The 18,988-nt window shown below is 45.0% G+C and carries 18 protein-coding genes; 7 read left to right on the top strand and 11 right to left on the bottom strand.

Annotated elements, in window-relative coordinates; genetic code table 11:
- The first annotated feature begins 14 nt into the window (after positions 1-14).
- Positions 15-560 (top strand): SecY-interacting protein, encoded by a 546-nt coding sequence (syd, locus tag R7041_RS14990; RefSeq protein WP_005381970.1) that lies wholly within the window; start codon positions 15-17, stop codon positions 558-560.
- Between the two features lie 2 nt (positions 561-562).
- The gene (locus R7041_RS14985) at positions 563-1,339 is read left to right on the top strand and encodes a Zn-ribbon-containing protein (RefSeq protein WP_005383605.1); all 777 of its coding nucleotides are present in this window, start codon (positions 563-565) and stop codon (positions 1,337-1,339) included.
- 126 nt (positions 1,340-1,465) lie between these two features.
- On the opposite strand, the gene R7041_RS14980 is transcribed toward R7041_RS14985, so the two are convergent.
- From R7041_RS14980 to metN, 3 genes are read right to left on the bottom strand one after another with little or no spacing between them, the layout of a single operon-like run.
- Positions 1,466-2,275, bottom strand: coding sequence for a MetQ/NlpA family lipoprotein (locus tag R7041_RS14980; RefSeq protein WP_005381966.1), 810 nt, complete (start codon positions 2,273-2,275; stop codon positions 1,466-1,468).
- Between the two features lie 32 nt (positions 2,276-2,307).
- Positions 2,308-2,985 (bottom strand): methionine ABC transporter permease, encoded by a 678-nt coding sequence (locus tag R7041_RS14975; RefSeq protein ID WP_206949557.1) that lies wholly within the window; start codon positions 2,983-2,985, stop codon positions 2,308-2,310.
- Positions 2,975-4,009, bottom strand: a complete 1,035-nt coding sequence (gene metN, locus R7041_RS14970; RefSeq protein WP_005381962.1) for a methionine ABC transporter ATP-binding protein MetN — start codon at positions 4,007-4,009, stop codon at positions 2,975-2,977. The genes R7041_RS14975 and metN overlap by 11 nt, the downstream gene beginning before the upstream one ends.
- A 349-nt stretch (positions 4,010-4,358) precedes the next feature.
- Here metN and gmhB point away from each other — a divergent pair, with 349 nt between their 5' ends.
- From gmhB to treC, 4 genes are all read left to right on the top strand, one after another.
- Positions 4,359-4,910 carry a D-glycero-beta-D-manno-heptose 1,7-bisphosphate 7-phosphatase gene (gene gmhB / locus R7041_RS14965; RefSeq protein WP_005381961.1) on the top strand — a complete coding sequence of 184 codons (552 nt, stop codon included), beginning with the start codon at positions 4,359-4,361 and terminating at the stop codon, positions 4,908-4,910.
- A 74-nt stretch (positions 4,911-4,984) separates the two neighbouring features.
- On the top strand, positions 4,985-5,932 hold the full coding sequence (gene treR, locus R7041_RS14960; protein ID WP_064369033.1) for a trehalose operon repressor TreR: 948 nt from the start codon (positions 4,985-4,987) through the stop codon (positions 5,930-5,932).
- Between the two features lie 176 nt (positions 5,933-6,108).
- Complete coding sequence (treB, locus tag R7041_RS14955; protein ID WP_064369034.1) at positions 6,109-7,533, top strand: PTS trehalose transporter subunit IIBC; 1,425 nt, start codon at positions 6,109-6,111, stop codon at positions 7,531-7,533.
- Between the two features lie 87 nt (positions 7,534-7,620).
- Positions 7,621-9,306 (top strand): alpha,alpha-phosphotrehalase, encoded by a 1,686-nt coding sequence (gene treC / locus R7041_RS14950; protein WP_064369035.1) that lies wholly within the window; start codon positions 7,621-7,623, stop codon positions 9,304-9,306.
- 99 nt (positions 9,307-9,405) lie between these two features.
- On the opposite strand, the gene R7041_RS14945 is transcribed toward treC, so the two are convergent.
- The 3 genes from R7041_RS14945 to R7041_RS14935 form a co-directional block, all read right to left on the bottom strand.
- Positions 9,406-10,305 (bottom strand): hypothetical protein, encoded by a 900-nt coding sequence (locus R7041_RS14945; protein ID WP_064369036.1) that lies wholly within the window; start codon positions 10,303-10,305, stop codon positions 9,406-9,408.
- 131 nt (positions 10,306-10,436) lie between these two features.
- A complete protein-coding gene (locus R7041_RS14940; protein ID WP_017821759.1) occupies positions 10,437-11,957 on the bottom strand; it encodes a winged helix-turn-helix domain-containing protein in 1,521 nt (506 codons plus the stop codon).
- A gap of 90 nt (positions 11,958-12,047) precedes the next feature.
- Positions 12,048-12,650 carry a YitT family protein gene (locus R7041_RS14935; protein WP_017635671.1) on the bottom strand — a complete coding sequence of 201 codons (603 nt, stop codon included), beginning with the start codon at positions 12,648-12,650 and terminating at the stop codon, positions 12,048-12,050.
- 347 nt (positions 12,651-12,997) lie between these two features.
- On the opposite strand from R7041_RS14935, the gene glyA reads away from it, so the two are divergent.
- On the top strand, positions 12,998-14,248 hold the full coding sequence (gene glyA / locus R7041_RS14930; protein WP_005381985.1) for a serine hydroxymethyltransferase: 1,251 nt from the start codon (positions 12,998-13,000) through the stop codon (positions 14,246-14,248).
- 446 nt (positions 14,249-14,694) lie between these two features.
- Here the strand turns inward: glyA and lipA are convergent, their stop codons facing one another.
- From lipA to R7041_RS14905, 5 genes are all read right to left on the bottom strand, one after another.
- Complete coding sequence (gene lipA / locus R7041_RS14925; RefSeq protein WP_005391329.1) at positions 14,695-15,660, bottom strand: lipoyl synthase; 966 nt, start codon at positions 15,658-15,660, stop codon at positions 14,695-14,697.
- Positions 15,657-16,319, bottom strand: a complete 663-nt coding sequence (gene lipB / locus R7041_RS14920) for a lipoyl(octanoyl) transferase LipB (protein WP_005384137.1) — start codon at positions 16,317-16,319, stop codon at positions 15,657-15,659. The genes lipA and lipB overlap by 4 nt, the downstream gene beginning before the upstream one ends.
- Positions 16,320-16,495: 176 nt before the next feature.
- Entirely contained in the window at positions 16,496-16,774 is a 279-nt protein-coding gene (gene ybeD / locus R7041_RS14915) for a DUF493 family protein YbeD (RefSeq protein ID WP_005384135.1), read from the bottom strand.
- A gap of 139 nt (positions 16,775-16,913) precedes the next feature.
- Positions 16,914-18,092: a serine hydrolase gene (locus R7041_RS14910; protein ID WP_005384132.1), complete on the bottom strand. Its 1,179-nt coding sequence runs from the start codon at positions 18,090-18,092 to the stop codon at positions 16,914-16,916.
- Positions 18,093-18,183: 91 nt separating this feature from the next.
- On the bottom strand, positions 18,184-18,987 hold the full coding sequence (locus R7041_RS14905) for a septal ring lytic transglycosylase RlpA family protein (RefSeq protein ID WP_206949553.1): 804 nt from the start codon (positions 18,985-18,987) through the stop codon (positions 18,184-18,186).
- Between the last annotated feature and the right edge of the window lies 1 nt (position 18,988).

Here is an 18,988-nt window from a genome sequence, read left to right as displayed (position 1 = left end):
ATGAGGAGACCTTCATGACCCAAAACGTTACTCAGGCGCTACAAGAGTTCAGCCTGCGCTACCAACAAGCTTGGCAAGCTAAGCACAATGAGTTGCCAAGCAGTGAAGAGCTTGCAGAGCTTGTTTCTCCTTGTGTCGAAGAGAAGCGTGATGGAAAGGTGCTTTGGAAAGCGGTCGCACGTGATGAAATGGCCGATTTCACCAATGTGGAAAATGCGATTGAGTTGTCACTGCAAGATGATGTTAAAGCCTTTTATGGTTCTCAATACTGCGCCGATATGGAGGCAACTTGGCAAGGTAATTCGTTGACGCTGCTGCAAGTGTGGAGCGATGACGATTTCGTGCGTCTACAAGAAAATATTCTTGGTCATTTGGTGACGCAGCGCCGCTTGAAACTTAAACCAACAGTATTTATCGCAGCGACAGATGAGGAAATGGATGTGATTTCTATTTGTAACCTCACTGGCAATGTGATTCTAGAGCGTTTGGGCACCTCTAAACGTGATGTATTGGCAGATTCATTGGTTGAGTTCTTGAATAAGTTAGAGGCTGCCGTCTAAGTATGTATGTTGTTGAGTTGCAGTTTGAGTGTTTTGATAACACCACCGTCAGCGCGGTAGACAAAGCCATTAATGGCTTGATGGATGCTCTGCGTTACAACGGCCAAGTATTAGGTCGTGAATTCCCGATAGTGATGGGAGAAGGTGAATTTTTCGTTCGTGTTGTTTGCCCAGAACAAGACAGCTTGCATCCACGTTATCACTCAGATTTCGTCAAAGTGTGCATGAACCGTTTGTCGGATGCGTCTTTGCTTGCTCCGAAAATGCGTATGCTGGGGCGTGATTTGAATTCAGAACAAGCAGCCGAAGAAGAGACACCTAGCTGGCAAGTGTTGTACACGACTTATGTTCATACGTGTTCGCCTTTGCGAAGTGGTGAAACCCTGTTGCCAATTCCTTTGTATCGCAATGAGCCAACACTTAATGGAGACCATAAAGCCGTCATTAAGTGGCAGACTGAGTGGCAAGCGTGTGATGAAATCCAAATGGCAGGGGGTTGCCGAGCGGAACATGCGGCGCTGCACGAAATTTGCGATGTGGATAGTGTGCTGTTTCGCCGAGGTTGGGACTTACGTGGCCGTATCGAATACATCACGAAGATCCCTACGTACTATTACCAGTATCGTGTCGGAGGTCAGTCGCTGGAGAGCGAGAAAGCGCGCAAGTGTCCAAAATGCGATGGCGAGTGGCTACTCGATGAGCCACTACATGACATATTTCATTTTAAGTGTGATGACTGCCGAATCGTGTCGAATATCTCTTGGGACCATCTTAAGTAGCGAATTGAAGCTACTTAAATGGGTAGATAGACAAATAGAAAGGGCTGATGTTTTCACATCAGCCCTTTTGTGTTTAGAACGTTTATGTTTAGAACGTTGTTTTCAGTCATGTTTTGAAAAGTGGGATTACCAACCTTTCACAACACCGCCTTTGAACAGCTCTTTTGCCGCTTCGTAAACTTCTTCCGTTTGGTAAGCTTTTACGAAGTTTTGTACGTTTTGCGCATTAACATTTTCTTCGCGAGCGACAATTAGGTTTACGTATGGTGAGTCTTTATCTTCAACGAACACGCCGTCACGCTCTGGCGATAGGTCGATAGAGCTTGCGTAAGTGGTGTTGATGATAGATAGCGTTACGTCATCCAGTGAACGTGGAAGCTGTGGGGCTTCTAGTTCAATGATTTCGATATTTTTAGGGTTGCCTACGATGTCACGTACTGTAGCGAGTAGACCAACGCCATCACGTAGCGTAATTAAACCTTGCTGCTCAAGAAGCAGTAGTGAGCGACCTAGGTTAGTTGGGTCGTTTGGTACTGCGATGCGTGCGCCATCTTGAATTTCATCAATTGATTTTACTTGCTTTGAGTAACCAGCAATAGGGTAAACGAATGAGTTACCCGCGATAGCCAGTTTGTAGCCGCGGTCTTTCACTTGTTGGTCTAGGTATGGTTTGTGCTGGAACGCATTCGCGTCTACTGAACCATCATCCAGAGCGGCGTTTGGTGTTACGTAATCGGTAAATGTTACTAGCTCAACATCTAGGTTGTATTTCTCTTTTGCTACTTTAGCGGCAACTTCGGCTACTTGTGCTTCAGCACCAGCAATAACGCCAACTTTTACTTTGTTTACGTCTACTTCTTTGTCGCCGCAACCCGCTAGAGCAAGAGCAGAGGCGGCCGTTGCTACAGTCAAAAGACCTTTAAGGCTAAATTTCATCTTTATCTCCTTATAATTTGTATTTTTGATGCTTATCTGTGGTCTACACGGCGCACCACTGCGTCGCCGATAGACTGAATAATCTGTACTAGAACAATCAACATCACGACAGTCACGGCCATGATAGTTACATCGTAGCGGTGGAAACCGTAACGAATGGCTACGTCGCCTAGGCCGCCGCCGCCTACCGTACCCGCCATAGCTGAGTAGCTAACGAGAGTGACCAACGTAATCGTTACTGAGTTAACAATAGTCGGCATTGCTTCAGGTAGTAGAACTTTTGTGATGATCTGTGTTGGTGTCGCCCCCATTGACTGCGCTGCTTCCACCAAGCCTGTCGGTACTTCTAATAAAGCACCTTCAATGAGACGAGCGACAAAAGGAATGGCGCCAATAGTCAGTGGGACGATTGCTGCGGTTGTGCCGATAAAGGTTCCAACCAGCATTTTTGTCACTGGAATAATCGCAACCATCAGTACGAGGAATGGCACTGAGCGACCAATGTTAACGATAGCGCCTAAGCCGCTATTTAGTTTGGTGTTTTCAAGTAGGCCGCCTTTCTTAGTAATATGGAGGATTACGCCTAATGGAATACCCACAGCAAAGCCGACTAATCCGGCAACCGCAACCATGTAAAGCGTTTCCGACGTTGCACCTAAAAGTAGTTTGCTGTTTAAGCTCAGCCATTCAGAAATCGTATTAAAGGACATAACCAAGTACCTCTACTTTTACGTTGTGCTTACGCAGGTATTCAAGAGCTGCGTTGTCATCTTCTTCGTTACCAAATAGCTCTGCGACCATCATGCCGAATTTCACGCCACCAGCGTAATCAAGGTCGGAACTCAAAATACTCACATCAATATTGTATTTACGAGAAATTTGCGACATTAACGGTGCATCGACGGTTGCGCCAGTAAACTCTAAGCGAACCAACGGGTAGCTGCCATCAACACGCTCTGCTTGCAGACGAGCTTGGTAATCTTCAGGAATGGAAAGATCCAGCGTTGAGCGAATGAATTGGTGCGCTAGCTCTGTCTTAGGGTGCGCAAAAATATCGCCAACGGTGCCTTTTTCCACCAGCTCACCACCACCGATGATTGCTACTTCGTGACAGATACTTTTTACGACTTCCATTTCGTGAGTGATAAGTAAAATCGTGATGTTGAGTTTGCGGTTGATCTCTTTCAATAACTCAAGGATAGATTGAGTTGTTGCCGGGTCTAGCGCACTAGTGGCCTCATCACAAAGCAGCACGCTAGGATCGGATGCCAATGCACGAGCAATTGCCACACGCTGTTTTTGGCCGCCACTTAAGTTAGATGGGTAGCTCTCGTGTTTGTCGGCTAAGCCTACAAGCTTTAGCAACTCAGTTACTTTTGTTGTGATTTGCGATTTGTCTTTACCTGCCAGTTCTAGTGGCAGTGCTACATTATCAAACACAGTACGAGACGAAAGCAGGTTAAAGTGCTGGAAGATCATGCCAATGTTACGGCGTGTTTCGACTAGTTGTTTTTTGCTGAGTTTGGTTAGATCCACACCATCAACGATGATGGAACCAGAGGTCGGCGCTTCTAACATGTTTACGCAGCGAATCAGCGTACTTTTACCAGCACCTGATGAACCGATAACACCAAAGATGGTGCCTTTGTCGATGTGTAGGTTAATGTCTTTCAGGGCAAGGATTTCCTTACTGCCTTGGTAGAACACTTTATTGACGTTTTTTATTTCTATCATGTTTCAACCTGCCCAAAGATACGGGGAACTTCGCTGTCAAAAACGGCCTTTGACAGAACTTAATGTTGAGCTTTATCTCAATTTTCAGTTGATGCTATGGGTTAAGCAGAATGAAGTCAATAGATATTTTTACGTCTAGACGTCTAGACGTCTAAATGTATGGATGTTCTGTTTTAAAACGAAGATGTATAGATAACAAGCAGGAGGTAGACGGCGGGGCACCCTCAGATTTACCGATTCTTGCCCAACAAATCAACCGTTTTGTCGAGGCCTAGAATGAATTAGATAGTGTTGAAGTTTATAAGGTATGTAATAATCTGATTAAACCGAGTTAATAGAGAAATACGTTTTGGCAAAACCTGCTGTTTTTATCGATCGTGATGGCGTGATAAACGTTGACCACGGCTACGTTCATGACGAACATGATTTTGAGTACATTGATGGTGTATTTGAAGCGACGAAAGCGCTAAAAGATAAAGGCTACCTTCTAGTGTTAGTGACGAATCAATCGGGCATCGCACGCGGTAAATTCAGTGAAGACCGTTTCTTGTCTCTGACTCAATGGATGGATTGGAACTTTGCTGATAATGGTGTTGAGTTCGATGGTATCTATTACTGTCCACATCATCCAGAACATGGCATTGGCGAGTACAAGCAAGATTGTGAGTGCCGTAAGCCAAAACCAGGCATGTTCATTTCTGCGCGTGACTTCTTGAAGATCGACATGGAGAAATCTGTGATGATCGGCGATAAAGCTGAAGACATGATGGCAGCAGAAGCGGCAGGCGTTGGCACTAAGATTTTGGTTCGCACTGGTAAGCCAGTAACGGAACAGGGCGAAGCCATTGCAACGGTAGTATTAGATAGCATTGCAGATGTGCCTGCGTACTTAAACAAGTAATCTTCATTACTGACTGAGATAAGGGAAGCCACTGCTTCCCTTTTGTTTGATTCCTTCTTTTAATCTGAACACTTATGAGCAAAAAACTCACCATTCTTGATATCGCAAAATTGGCAGGCGTGGGCAAATCGACAGTAAGCCGTGTGCTTACTAACGATCCAAAAGTGAAACCCCAAACGCGAGAGAAGGTTGAGCAAATCATTCGTGAATCTGGTTATGTGCCGTCCAAATCTGCGCAATCAATGCGTGGCGGCAGCCAAAAAGTTATTGGGGTTATCATCTCCCGTTTAGATTCACCATCAGAAAATCGCGCCGTTGGTACAATGCTCAATGCTTTGTATTCCGCTGGTTATGATGCGGTGATCATGGAGAGCCAATTCGATCGCGATAAAACCAATGAACATTTGGATGTGCTTAAACGTCGCAACGTCGATGGGGTGATCGTGTTTGGCTTTACTGGATGTGATGAGCGAGCATTGGCGGAGTGGGGGAATCGTATCGTCGTGATCGCGATGGACACGCAAATGGTTTCCTCGATCAACTACGATAACCAAGGTGTGATTGACATGGCTTTGTCTCACCTTGAGCAGCAATCTTTATCTCGCATTGCTTATATTGGTGTTGATCCTGAAGACAAAACCACTGGCTTAGCTCGTCTAAAAGCTTATAAAGCTTGGTGTCAACGCAAGCAAATTGCACCTTGTTTCCAAACGGGTAAGTTGAGCCATGAAAGTGCTTATCAGTTAGTAGACAAAGTCCTTCAATCTGACACTCAGGCCATCGTGTGCGCCAGTGACACCATCGCGTTGGGCGTGATTAAGCGTCTTCAAGAGTTAGGCCGTGAAGATGTGGTTGTGACAGGTGTTGGAGGTAATGAATTGCTCTCTTTCCTTTTCCCTAAAGTATTTAGTGTCGACCCAGGTTATACCCTTGCAGGTGAGAAGTCCGCTAACATGCTGATCAATCAATTAAATGGCGATGAGGAAGTGGTTCACTTTACTCAACAGCCTATCGTTTATTGACCCACACTAAAACGATCTGCTCTAAAATTATACTGTGATCACTCTCAATTAATGGGACTGTTCCCATTTTGTTTTTTGCCTTCGGATGGCAATATTAAAATTAAGAGATGGGAATGTTCCCATTTATAAAAACAAAATGATGAATCGAATGTATCCAATACAGGGTGGACAAAGTTATGAGTAAGAATGCGCGTAAAGACGTGGAGCGTCTTATTGAGCTGGTCGGGGGGCCGGACAATATTGCCAGTGTAAGTCACTGTTTAACTCGCTTGCGTTTTGTTCTAAATGATACGGACAAAGCAGATACGAAACAGTTAGAAGCATTACCGATGGTGAAGGGCTGTTTTACCAATGCAGGCCAGTTCCAAGTGGTTATCGGTACTGAAGTGGATGAAGTTTACAAGATACTGATCGGACTGACGGGTAAAAGTGAAGCCAGCAAAGACGAAGCGAAGAACGCTGCTCGTCAAAACATGAATATCGTTGAGCGTGGTATTTCCCACCTTGCAGAAATCTTTGTACCACTGCTACCTGCGATCATTACCGGTGGTCTGATTCTTGGCTTCCGTAACGTGATTGGCGACATCAAGATGTTTGATGGTCAAACGCTAACGGAAATCAGCCAGTTTTGGGCAACGGTACACTCTTTCCTATGGCTAATTGGTGAAGCAATCTTCTTCTTCCTACCGGTTGGCGTGTGTTGGTCGACAGTGAAAAAGCTCGGCGGTACTCCGATTCTGGGTATCACGCTTGGTGTAACATTGGTTTCGCCGCAGTTGATGAACGCCTACCTGATTGGTAAGCAAGTACCCGAAGTATGGGACTTTGGCTTATTCGCCATCGAGAAAGTGGGCTATCAGGCGCAAGTGATTCCAGCAATGCTTGCTGGTATGGCACTGGCGTTTATTGAAACCAACTTAAAACGCATCATTCCGTCTTACCTTTACCTAGTGGTCGTGCCGTTTGTCTCAATCATTGTGTCTGTGATTCTTGCGCACTCTATCATTGGTCCATTCGGTCGTATGTTGGGTGACGGCGTTGCTTTCGCAGCAAAAGCAGCCATGACGGGTGACTTCGCAATGATTGGCTCAACCATCTTCGGCTTCCTATACGCGCCATTGGTCATTACTGGTATTCACCACACCACCAACGCGGTAGACCTTCAACTGATGCAAGAGCTAGGCGGTACGCCAATTTGGCCTCTGATTGCACTTTCAAACATTGCTCAAGCGTCTGCGGTCGTCGGCATCATTATCATCAGTAAAAAACATGGCGAGCGTGATATCTCAGTGCCTGCGGCTATCTCTGCTTACCTTGGCGTGACTGAGCCGGCGATGTACGGCATCAACTTGAAATACAAGTTCCCAATGCTGAGCGCGATGATCGGTAGTGCGTGTGCTGCTGCTATTTGTGGTAGTGCGGGCGTAATGGCGAACGGTATCGGTGTGGGCGGTTTGCCGGGCATCTTGTCTATCCAACCGCAGTTCTGGGGCATTTTTGCTTTGGCTATGTTAGTCGCAATGCTGGTACCTGCTGCATTAACGTTAATTCTTTATAAGCGTGCACAAGCCAAAGGTGAGCTTGAGCCTGCAAACGCGTAATTCTATTTGAGGCAGTGACTTGGCTGCCTCCTCCTATTTTTCTTTTCAAATTTTAAGTTTCCGATTACTGGTAAGTGAGTGTTAGAAATGGCTATGACCAAGCATGATGAGAGCTGGTGGAAAACCGCAACCATCTATCAAATTTACCCAAAAAGCTTTTGTGACAGTGGCAGTAAAGGCACGGGCGACATCAAAGGGATCATTTCTAAGCTGGATTATCTTAAGCACCTTGGTGTGGATGCGATTTGGCTGACGCCGGTTTACCAATCGCCAATGATCGACAACGGTTATGACATCTCCGATTATTACTCGATTAACCCTGAGTTCGGCACCATGCAAGACTTTGATACTTTGCTAGCAGAAGCGCATCAGTTGGGTATTCGTATCATCATGGACATTGTAGTGAACCACACGTCGACAGAACACAAGTGGTTCCAATCCGCACTGGGTGATAAAAACAGCCCATACCGTGATTACTACATCTGGAAAGATCCGGTAGATGGTGCTGAACCAAACAACTGGCAATCAAAGTTTGGTGGCAACGCTTGGGCGCTGGATGAAAAAACAGGCCAGTACTATTTGCACCTTTTTGCTAAAGAGCAAGCGGACTTAAACTGGGAAAACCCAGTAGTGCGTGAAGAAGTGAAAGAAGTCATCAGCTTCTGGGCAGAGAAGGGAGTCGATGGTTTCCGTCTCGACGTTATCAACCTGATTTCTAAACAGCAAGATTTTCCAAGTGACGATATTGGTGATGGTCGCCGCTTCTACACCGACGGTCCACGTGTGCACGAATACCTTCAAGAGATCAGCGAATCTGTGTTTCAAAAATACGGCAGCGTGACGGTGGGTGAAATGTCTTCCACCACACTAGAGCACTGCCAGCAATATTCTTCGCTAGACGGCAAAGAGCTATCCATGGTGTTCAACTTCCATCATCTGAAAGTCGATTATCCAAATGGTGAAAAATGGACCAAAGCGCCGTTTGATTTCATTCAGTTAAAACAGATCTTCAATCATTGGCAAACGGGCTTAAATGGCAAAGGGTGGGGGGCGTTGTTCTGGTGTAACCACGACCAGCCACGCGTTGTGAGCCGATTAGGTAACGACGAGCAATACCGTGTTGAATCTGCCAAGATGCTTGCGGCATCAGTGCACATGATGCAAGGCACACCTTATGTTTATCAGGGGGAAGAGATCGGCATGACCAACCCAGATTATACCGAAATCAGCCAATATCGTGATGTTGAAAGTACTAACATGTACGACATCATGGTCAACCGTGATGGTGTATCTCATGAGGACATGATGGCGATCTTGGCACAGAAGTCGCGTGATAATTCACGTACACCAATGCAATGGAACAGTGCAAAACACGCGGGCTTTACTGAGGGAACGCCGTGGCTTGAAGTGGCGCAGAATTACTCTGAAATCAATGCTGAAGCTGCGGTTGCCGATTTGAACTCGGTGTTCTACTTTTACAAGCGTCTGATTGAACTGCGTAAACAGGTTCCAGTCATCACCGATGGCTGTTATGAAGATTTACTGCCAGAGCACAAACGTATTTTCGCTTACGCTCGTCAGAACGATAAGCAAACGCTGCTGTGTATCAATAACTACTACTCTGAAGAGGTGGAATGCGTTCTGCCAGAATGTTTTGATATGAGTAAGGCGAAAAACTTGCTATCTAACTATCAAAACTCAGCGAGCGCAGTCGCGTCAAACCATCAAGTGTTACGACCTTACGAAACTCGTATTTTATTGATAGAAGAATAAACTCGGGTGTCATCACCCCTAAGATTGATGTTCGAGATGAAGGCTTTGGTGTGCTCCCCAAAGCCTTCTTTTATTGAGATATCTATAAAAAATGCGAGCTTATTTTGTTTCAATCGCTGTTAGCTGCACTTTCTCTTCGTTGATTTGTACTTGTTGTACTTTCAGCAGTTCAATTTGTTCTATCAGACCTAAGCTCGGATTAAACCAACGTTCTGCCGAAGTGGCGAACTCCATTGAGTCCATATCATCACAGTTTAGGTTGTAGATGTTCTCTTCCATCAGGTATGCCGCTTCAATTTTCTTGCCTGAGATCGAGAACGCTTTACGCATACCAGTCTCTCGGATTTGCTGTTGCCAAACCACTTGGCAAGATGCTGTCATAGGAAGGTTTTGTACCCACTCATGATCTTCAAAACGGTCTAGAAGGTTGTGAACTGCGTAGCCTGTAAGAGTGGTTTGCAGAGACATAGTTTCTTCACCGATGTCAATATTCGGGCTTTTCTCTTTTACGTCGTCACCGTTTAGGCGGAAAATCGGACTGCTGTGCATAAGCATGGCAATAAACTGATGACCAATGAAATAAGCGTCAGTGATTTCATGAAGTGCACCATCTGATCCTGCAAAGTAAAGCGTATTGCTCTCTTCGTCGTCGTTGTACTGCTCGTCTGAATAGTAGAACTGTTCGGCGCCGTAGTTCACCAAGTCATTAACCAATTGGACCATTGCCTCGCTGTTTGGGATTTGTGCCAATGCTGCCAATATTTGCTCGCTATCCATCGCTTGGAAGCTCAGTTTCATGTCGCCCTCTGGTTGGCCATCCAAGCTAAACGAATAGCTCAATTGTGTGTTTGGTACAGGAGCGAAGATTGAGTTGTGAATCGAGACGTCGAAACTTTCTTGAGGCATTTTGTTTGGATTCGCACTGCCAGAAGACGAACCTCCGCCACAGCCGTAAAGAGCCAGAGTTGCTGCTGCGATAAGCGTCATTTTGTTTAGCATGGTTTACATTCCTGATTGATAAGGCCGTTTCATGTTGGGCCGTTGCTTGAATGCGAGCATGCTAAGTTCAGTGAGAGAAAAAGGGCAAAAAACAAAAGCTAACAGGGGTTAATGAAAGCTTAATTTTATATTTAGGTCTTTGTTTTGTTTGGAGTTATTTCGTTGGCTACGTTAGTGCAATACTCGTTAATGAGCGCTTTCCATCGGCTTATGATTTCTTGATCGGTCACACTAACATGCAACGTTTTCCACGGTTGGAGGCAAGTCTCTTTTGATTCAGATTGAGAAAGACGCTCAAACAAGGTTTCGGAAGGTAAAACGCGCAGCAGCGCCACCAGTGATTCCATGTAGTTGAGACGGAACTGTTCAAGTTTGTTCTGCTTATAAGCAATGTGAGACACAAAGGTATAAATCAGTGCGTTTTGGATACGTGAGTCGCCATCTGGTGTCGTTAACAGAGCTTTTGCCCTGTCTAAGTTACCTAATTTGAAATGCAATAGACCTAACCAGAGGCTCAGCTCATCTGGCAAAACATCAAACGACGATTGTACTTGAGTTAAATACGCTTCCAGCTTTTGATGTTCGTGCTCGTATAAGGCGAGATGTCTTGCCGTTGTTATAGCCGCAAACTCATCAGATTGTCGGAGAGGTTGGCTAGAAAAGGCATTCTCGAATAACATTTTTTTGTGAATATCCGAAAGCTGCCACGTACTTGCCGAAGGTGCAGGCAGATTGAAGTATTGCGCGACATCCGAGTGCATTTGGAAAATATCCGATTGTAAGTCAGATAAACGCAGTGTGTACTCATTGCGAAACGCTAGCTTGCCCGTCGCAGGATAAATAAGGTTCATCTGCGCTTTCAAGATGCCCTGTTTTGTGCCGTCTTTTAACTCGATATTGAGCTCGTAGTCGCTGGTCTGCATGTTTCGTGCGCCAGGGAAATATGGCGCATGACCGATAGGATCAAGAAAGTAACTGGGAGCATCTTGGTTGGCGATGTCGGTGTATGGATATTCGACCTGTTGTTGCAGCAAGATGGCTTTGACCAGTATGCGGTATTTTCGCGCCTGAGAGCCGATTGAATCGACACGGTTGAGTAGTAGCTCGACTTTGGGAATCAGTAGTTGATGACGTGTTTGTTGTGTTGAGATTTCTTGGCGTTGCCATAACAAGCTTGCGAGCGTCACGCTACAAACTGCAAGTATGGCACACAAGCTATAAGCAAAAATCAGCTTGAAGTTCTTATTCCTCGCAACCTGAGTTGGGATAACGCGTCGATGGCTTTTCGCTGGTGGCACCAAACGAATATTGGCAGGGTTAAGAAAGTAGCCTTTGCGGGGGTAAGTGACTAAAAGCTTAGCGGCATCGTATTCGGGTAAGTACTGCTGTAGCAGGGCACGTAAGGTGCTAATGCGGTTCGTGAGCACATTCTTAGAGATGAACTTGCTCTGCCAAATGGTTTCAATAATGGTGTCAGCAGAGAGTGGGTGGCCAACGCTTGTTAACAGCAGTTCTAATAATTCAATGGTGCGAGGTTCAAGATCAATCGCGATAACATCTTGATGAAGGGTCTGTGTCTTCGGGTTATAGATCAGCTCTCCAATCGCAATATAACTGTGAGTCTGTTTAGCTTGTTGCAGAAAGTCGCGCATACCGTACCGATCTATTTGGAAATCGCGAAGTATTATATAGCGATTGGAGCGCGAAATCTTATAAATCGCGCTTCAATCATTATCAAAAATTTATGAACCGTAGGTCACGGAATAGCGGTGCGGTTTGTGGTTCATCGCTAACACGAGATTGAGTGCAAACGCCCCCAAAATTGAAAGGCCAATCACTTCTGGTGTGACAAAGAAGAATGAAGCAAACAGGATACATGCATCGATTGCCATTTGGCTTTTGCCAACTGAAATGCCAAATTTGTCTTGGATAAACAAACACAGCACGTTAAAGCCACCCAAGCTGGAGCGATGTCGGAATAGGATCAGCATACCGAGCCCCATTAAAAGCCCGCCTGCGACGGCGCAATAAACTTCATTTACCGATTCGAGCGAGATTAGCAAATAAAGATGATCGGCAAAGATAGAAACCAACGCGCCAGAAATGGCACTATTAATGGCGAAATGACGGCCGAAGCGTTTCCATGCTAGTAAGTAAAAAGGACTGTTTGCTAAAAAGTACAGCACACCAAAGGTAAAAGGTGTAAATTGGCTAATAAGCAGAGCCAATCCAGTCGTGCCTCCCGTTAGAAGGTTCGCGGATTGGAGAAAGAAAACGCCTTGAGCTACTAAAAAGGTACCCGTGAGAATCGCTATCCAGTCTTCTTTTAATGAGTGTTTTTCCATCAATGTTGCAGTCATTAGTGATAAATAAGGCGTGCATAGTAGTAAAAAGATGATCTTTTCGGTAGCTAGAGGGTAAAATTTACGGTAAACCTATGTAATTGCTGTTTTACAGGGTGTAAAGCACAAATTTGACAGGCAATAGATTGTCGTTATGCGATTGCAATGCTGGCATGATAAACATTGCTTGTCATCATGAAAAAACTGCATGAGAAAAATTGTAAATTTCTCTTTATGACCTAAATCAAATTATGTAGAATGCGCGCCATTAGGGTGACGAAAACGTTTGCGTCGGGTCATTCAACAGTTTTTTTGCAACTTTCAGTACTAATCTGAGTCAGGAGATACAGATGCTTAAGCGTGATATGAACATCGCAGATTACGATGCGGAACTGTTCGCAGCTATCCAGGAAGAAACTCTTCGCCAGGAAGAACACATTGAACTTATCGCTTCTGAAAACTACACAAGCCCACGTGTAATGGAAGCGCAAGGTTCTCAGCTAACGAACAAATACGCTGAAGGCTACCCAGGTAAGCGTTACTACGGCGGTTGTGAGTACGTAGATAAAGCTGAAGCACTAGCAATTGAGCGTGCATGCCAACTATTTGGTTGTGAGTACGCTAACGTACAGCCTCACTCAGGTTCTCAAGCAAACAGCGCAGTTTACATGGCGCTTCTTAACCCTGGCGATACAGTTTTAGGCATGAGCCTAGCACACGGTGGTCACCTAACTCACGGTTCACCAGTAAACTTCTCTGGTAAGCACTACAACGTTATCCCTTACGGTATCGATGAAGCTGGTCAAATCAACTACGACGAGATGGAACAGCTAGCACTTGAACACAAACCTAAGATGATCATCGGTGGTTTCTCTGCTTACTCGCAAATCGTTGATTGGAAACGCATGCGTGAAATCGCTGACAAAGCAGGTGCTTACTTATTTGTTGATATGGCGCACGTAGCTGGTCTTATCGCTGCCGGTGAATACCCAACACCAGTACCGCATGCTCACGTGGTAACAACAACGACGCACAAAACACTAGCAGGTCCTCGCGGTGGTCTTATCTTGTCAAATGCTGGCGAAGATATGTACAAGAAATTGAACTCAGCAGTGTTCCCTGGTGGTCAAGGTGGTCCTCTAATGCACGTTATCGCTGGTAAAGCAGTAGCGTTCAAAGAAGCGATGGAGCCAGAGTTCAAAGCTTATCAAGCTCGCGTAGTGAAAAACGCAAAAGCAATGGTTGGTCAGTTCCAAGAGCGTGGCTACAAAATCGTATCTAACGGTACAGAAAACCACTTGTTCCTTGTTGACCTAATCGACAAAGATATCACTGGTAAAGACGCAGACGCGGCACTAGGTGCAGCAAACATCACTGTAAACAAGAACTCAGTACCAAATGACCCACGCAGCCCATTCGTAACGTCTGGTATCCGTGTAGGTACGCCAGCGATCACTCGCCGTGGCTTCACTGAAGAAGATGCAAAAGAGCTAGCAAACTGGATGTGTGACGTTCTAGATAACATCGGCAACGAAGAAGTTATCGAAGCGACTAAACAGAAAGTGCTAGAAATTTGTAAGCGTCTACCAGTTTACGCATAACTGTTCTTCATAGAATGAGTCGATTTCGGTGTCGAACATACTCATTTGCTCGCGCAAACTCCGTGTGTTCTTCTAGAACTCGACTCATCTATTTTGAACGTTGATATACTAAAGGTCCTCAATTGAGGGCCTTTTTGTTTGTCTGGCGTTTGGAATGAGATATAGCGAGAGTGTGTGATAAGGGGATGGCTACCAACACTGTCCCTTTTCAATATATCGAAACCACGTCATTCCGACGAGCCTAGGCGAGATCAGGAATCTTGTTAAGGCACACTCTTTTACTCAGAGTTTCCCTAAAAATCATCAGTACTCTGAAAACTGATTCTGAATCACGCTCGTTCCTCGCTGTTCAGAATGACAGTGGTAGAATGGCTTTTTATCATCATTTTCCAGATACAAAAAAGGTTGGCACTGAGCCAACCTTTCTTTTCAAAACAAGCGAGAGCTTATTTAATCTCGATACCTTGAGCTTGCATATCGGCATGGTAAGAAGAGCGCACAAATGGACCACACGCTGCATGCGTGAAGCCAAGTTCTAGTGCAACTTCTTTTAGCTCGTCAAACTCTGATGGTGGAACGTAACGTTCTACTGGCAAGTGGTGACGGCTTGGCGCTAGGTACTGGCCTAGAGTCAGCATCGTTACGCCGTGTGCGCGTAGATCTTTCAGTACTTCGATGATTTCTTCTTTGGTTTCACCAAGGCCCATCATCAAACCAGACTTGGTCGGTACATCGGGATGCTGCTCTTTGAACTTCTTAAGAAGCTCAAGTGACCATTTATAGTTCGCACCTGGGCGAGCTTTACGGTAAAGACGTGGCGCTGTTTCTAAGTTGTGGTTGAAGACATCTGGCGGATTGTCTTTCATTAGATCAAGCGCTACATCCATGCGACCACGGAAGTCAGGAACCAGTGTTTCAATCTTAATATGCGGGTTTAACGCACGGATCTCGCGGTTACAATCGGCAAAGTGTTGTGCACCGCCGTCACGCAGATCGTCACGGTCAACAGAAGTGATTACTACGTATTTCAGCTTCATATCGGCAATGGTTTTCGCCAGTTTTTGAGGCTCTTCTGCTTCCGGTGGTAATGGGCGGCCATGAGCAACGTCACAGAAAGGACAACGACGAGTACAAATAGCACCTAAGATCATGAAGGTTGCTGTACCGTGGTTAAAACATTCCGCTAGGTTCGGGCAAGATGCTTCTTCACATACGGAGTGAAGTTTATTCTTACGCATCGCCGCTTTGATGTCTTGAATTCGTTGGCTGTCGGCTGGTAGCTTGATCTTCATCCAATCAGGCTTACGTAGCACTTCTTTCTGCTCTGTAGGCATGTTCTTTACGGGAATCAATGCCATTTTATCGGCGTCACGATATTTAACGCCTTTTTCCATCTGGATTGGTTTGCTCATGCTTTATTACCTTGAGAAGGTGCTTCTGTGCTGAATTCTACTTGCTCATAATCGAGCAAAGTAACGAGTTCTTCTATTAATTGTTTTTCTACGGCTTCTACATTGTCTGGGCCGCCAAATTGGCTGACCTGAACCATTTCCATACCTTCATAACCACAAGGGTTAATACGCAGAAACGGTGTTAAATCCATATTTACGTTCAAGGCTAAACCATGAAACGAGCATCCTTTACGAATGCGTAAACCGAGAGAGCATATTTTCTTACCGGCAACGTAGACACCTGGTGCGTCAGGTCGCGCGGCTGAGTCAATATTGTATGCTTTTAGCGTGTTGATCACGAGGTTCTCGATTGTGGTAACGAGATCTCGTACACCTAATTTTTTACGGCGTAGGTTGATCAAGAAGTAGGCGACCAACTGACCAGGGCCATGATACGTAACCTGGCCTCCGCGATCACTTTGTACAACAGGAATATCGCCAGTGTTAATCAAGTGCTCAGCTTTACCTGCCTGTCCTTGCGTAAATACTGGGTTATGTTCTACCAACCAGACTTCATCACGGGTTTCTTCTGTGCGTTGGTCGGTGAACTCATGCATCGCCTTCCATACAGGCTCATAGTCTTGGCGGCCAAGTCGTTTTACAACAAGTTGGTGTTGCATGGGAATTCCTGTTGCTAATATATAAAGTTTTTGGATTATAAACCGGATAACCTTGATGCTCTACCGCTGCGTAACAGATTTTTAACTGAAAGCGATGTAAAGCCGCGTTATCTCTTTGATAAATAAAAAGAAAGCAGCCAAGGCTGCTTTCAAAAAAAATTTAATCTATCAAAAAATTATAGAACCATGCGTACGATGTCAATTTCACCTAACTCTTTGTACAGTGTCTCAACCTGCTCGATAGAGGTTGCAGTAATGTTGATTGACACAGAGTGGTAGTTGCCCTTAGCACTTGGTTTAACGGTCGGGCTGTAGTCACCTGGAGCATGGCGCTGAATAACTTCAAGAACAAGCTCTGGAAGTTCAGGCTTTGCATGACCCATTACCTTGTAAGTAAATGAACAAGGGAACTCAAGCAGGTCTTTTAATTTTGCATCAGAGTTGATGGTTAGCATATCGATAACTCCAGTAGATATTCGTTGCGGTGCGAAATAGTACAGTCAAATTAGGGGGAACTCAAGACGAGGAGCTCAAACTTAAAAAGCCGCCCATTCAGGCGGCTTTGCGAATAAGTTTGCTACTCTAACGTTCTTTTTAGAAGAAGCTCTTGAATAACAATACGATGTAATCCCACATGCGGCTAAATAGACTACCTTGCTCTACGGTTTCTAGTGCCATTAGTGGGTACTCGGCAATATCTTCACCATCGATCTGATAGTATAGCTTACCAACTACATCACCTTTATTAATTGGGGCTTCTAGCTCTTTTTCAAGGACGAAGCTTGCTTTTAGGTTTTTCGCTTCACCACGCGGTAGTGTTACGTAAGTATCTTGGTCAAGACCCAGTGCTACGGTATCTTTGTTACCCATCCACACTTTTTCTTCTACGAACGTTTCACCTGCTTTGTGCGGTGCCACTGTTTCGAAGAAACGGAAGCCGTAGCTTAGCAGCTTTTTGCTTTCTGACTTGCGAGCATTGGCATCTTTAGTACCCATAACGACCGCAACCAAGCGCATTTGACCTTCAGTTGCTGAACTTACTAGGCTGTAACCCGCATTACTTGTGTGACCCGTTTTGATGCCGTCAACGTTCATGCTCTTATCCCAAAGTAGACCGTTACGGTTGTATTGGGTGATGCCGTTGTAAGTAAATTTCTTCTCTGAGTACACTCGGTACTCATTTGGTACGTCACGGATAAGTGCTTTACCTAGCAGTGCCATGTCGTATGGTGTTGAGTACAATTCTGCGTTATCTAAGCCATGAACGTTGGCAAAGTGCGAGTTAGTCATACCCAATGTGTTGGCCCAAGCGTTCATTAGGTCAACAAATGCATCTTCTGAACCTGCAATATGTTCTGCCATCGCAACACAGGCATCGTTACCTGACTGGACGATGATACCTCGGTTCAGGTCACGTACTTTAACTGTTGTGCCTACTTCAATGAACATCTTTGATGAATCAGGGAAGTTTTTCGCCCACGCATTTTTACTGATGGTGACATCATCATCTTCTGAGATATTACCACGGGCTAGCTCTTGGCCGATTACATAGCTGGTCATCATCTTAGTCAGACTAGCTGGAGACAATTTTGTGTTCATCTCTTTCTCTGCCAGTACTTTACCTGAATGGTAATCCATCAGCACGTAGCCCTTCGCCGCGATTTGAGGGGCATCTGGAACAACGATAGGTGATGCAAGAGCAGATTGAGCGAAAGTTGCAGAAAGGGCAACCGAAGAAACGAGAATAGATTTCACAAACTTATTTTTATTCATGGTAATTCAAATTTTTGGGTTAACTGCAGACATCTTATCAGAATCCCTAGTTATGTAAGAGGGGGATCAAAGAGAAATTCATGACACGAGGTCATTTGGCAGTGTTGTGTTTTTTAATAAATGCAGACGAATAGCCGAGCAACTTTACTTTATCTAATGTGGCTTGCGTCAGGGAATAGTCAGTAAATGGCCCTAACAACAAGCGATAAGACTCTTTCGCACTCTCTAGGAAAGTTTCTGTATCCAATTTTTGACCAAGCTCGGTACCTAAAGTTCGCGCGCGTTCTTCATTTTTTGATGATGCCACTTGAATAACGTACCTAGGGTGCGCTTCTAATGACTTTTTGTCCGTGGGCTGATTGATACTGATCACTTCAATTTCCACGTTCGCGGTGCCTGTTTTTATGACATCTAACTTGTGCGCGGCGGCATAGCTTAAATCAATGATACGGCCATCGTGAAAAGGACCTCGGTCATTAACTCGTACTATGGTGGTTTTGCCGTTGTCAGTATTGGTAACTTTTACGTAACTTGGTAACGGTAGCGTTTTATGCGCTGCCGTCATTGAGTACATGTCATAGATTTCGCCATTAGAAGTCAAATGACCTTGGAATTTTTTCCCATACCAAGATGCGCGGCCTTTTTCTTTAAAGCCTTTCGCATTGCGAACTATTTTGTAGTCTTTGCCACGCAAGTGGTAATCTTTGTTCCCACCTAGGCTGTACGGTTCATATTTAGGATGCGCATCCTCGATGTGTTCGACTGAAAGCGGTGTATCCGGTGCAACATCGGATTCGAGTTCGTAACGGCCTTCTTGTTCTTTTTGGCTAGTTGATGAACAGCCTGCCAAAATAAGAGCAGATAAAACCAAGGAATATAAAGCGCGTTTTTGCATG

This window comes from Vibrio sp. 1751 (assembly GCF_033339895.1).
GTDB classification, from domain to species: domain Bacteria; phylum Pseudomonadota; class Gammaproteobacteria; order Enterobacterales; family Vibrionaceae; genus Vibrio; species Vibrio alginolyticus.
The sequence above is the reverse complement of the archived record's forward strand: the minus strand, read 5'-3'. Positions and strand labels throughout refer to the sequence as shown.

What these genes read in the sequence shown, in the direction of transcription:
- syd (WP_005381970.1), top strand. Translation starts at nt 15, where the DNA reads ATGACCCAAAACGTTACTCAGGCGCTACAAGAGTTCAGCCTGCGCTAC.
- R7041_RS14985 (WP_005383605.1), top strand. Translation starts at nt 563, where the DNA reads ATGTATGTTGTTGAGTTGCAGTTTGAGTGTTTTGATAACACCACCGTC.
- R7041_RS14980 (WP_005381966.1), bottom strand. Translation starts at nt 2,275, where the DNA reads ATGAAATTTAGCCTTAAAGGTCTTTTGACTGTAGCAACGGCCGCCTCT.
- R7041_RS14975 (WP_206949557.1), bottom strand. Translation starts at nt 2,985, where the DNA reads ATGTCCTTTAATACGATTTCTGAATGGCTGAGCTTAAACAGCAAACTA.
- metN (WP_005381962.1), bottom strand. Translation starts at nt 4,009, where the DNA reads ATGATAGAAATAAAAAACGTCAATAAAGTGTTCTACCAAGGCAGTAAG.
- treR (WP_064369033.1), top strand. Translation starts at nt 4,985, where the DNA reads ATGAGCAAAAAACTCACCATTCTTGATATCGCAAAATTGGCAGGCGTG.
- treB (WP_064369034.1), top strand. Translation starts at nt 6,109, where the DNA reads ATGAGTAAGAATGCGCGTAAAGACGTGGAGCGTCTTATTGAGCTGGTC.
- treC (WP_064369035.1), top strand. Translation starts at nt 7,621, where the DNA reads ATGGCTATGACCAAGCATGATGAGAGCTGGTGGAAAACCGCAACCATC.
- R7041_RS14945 (WP_064369036.1), bottom strand. Translation starts at nt 10,305, where the DNA reads ATGCTAAACAAAATGACGCTTATCGCAGCAGCAACTCTGGCTCTTTAC.
- R7041_RS14940 (WP_017821759.1), bottom strand. Translation starts at nt 11,957, where the DNA reads ATGCGCGACTTTCTGCAACAAGCTAAACAGACTCACAGTTATATTGCG.
- R7041_RS14935 (WP_017635671.1), bottom strand. Translation starts at nt 12,650, where the DNA reads ATGGAAAAACACTCATTAAAAGAAGACTGGATAGCGATTCTCACGGGT.
- glyA (WP_005381985.1), top strand. Translation starts at nt 12,998, where the DNA reads ATGCTTAAGCGTGATATGAACATCGCAGATTACGATGCGGAACTGTTC.
- lipA (WP_005391329.1), bottom strand. Translation starts at nt 15,660, where the DNA reads ATGAGCAAACCAATCCAGATGGAAAAAGGCGTTAAATATCGTGACGCC.
- lipB (WP_005384137.1), bottom strand. Translation starts at nt 16,319, where the DNA reads ATGCAACACCAACTTGTTGTAAAACGACTTGGCCGCCAAGACTATGAG.
- ybeD (WP_005384135.1), bottom strand. Translation starts at nt 16,774, where the DNA reads ATGCTAACCATCAACTCTGATGCAAAATTAAAAGACCTGCTTGAGTTC.
- R7041_RS14910 (WP_005384132.1), bottom strand. Translation starts at nt 18,092, where the DNA reads ATGAATAAAAATAAGTTTGTGAAATCTATTCTCGTTTCTTCGGTTGCC.
- R7041_RS14905 (WP_206949553.1), bottom strand. Translation starts at nt 18,987, where the DNA reads ATGCAAAAACGCGCTTTATATTCCTTGGTTTTATCTGCTCTTATTTTG.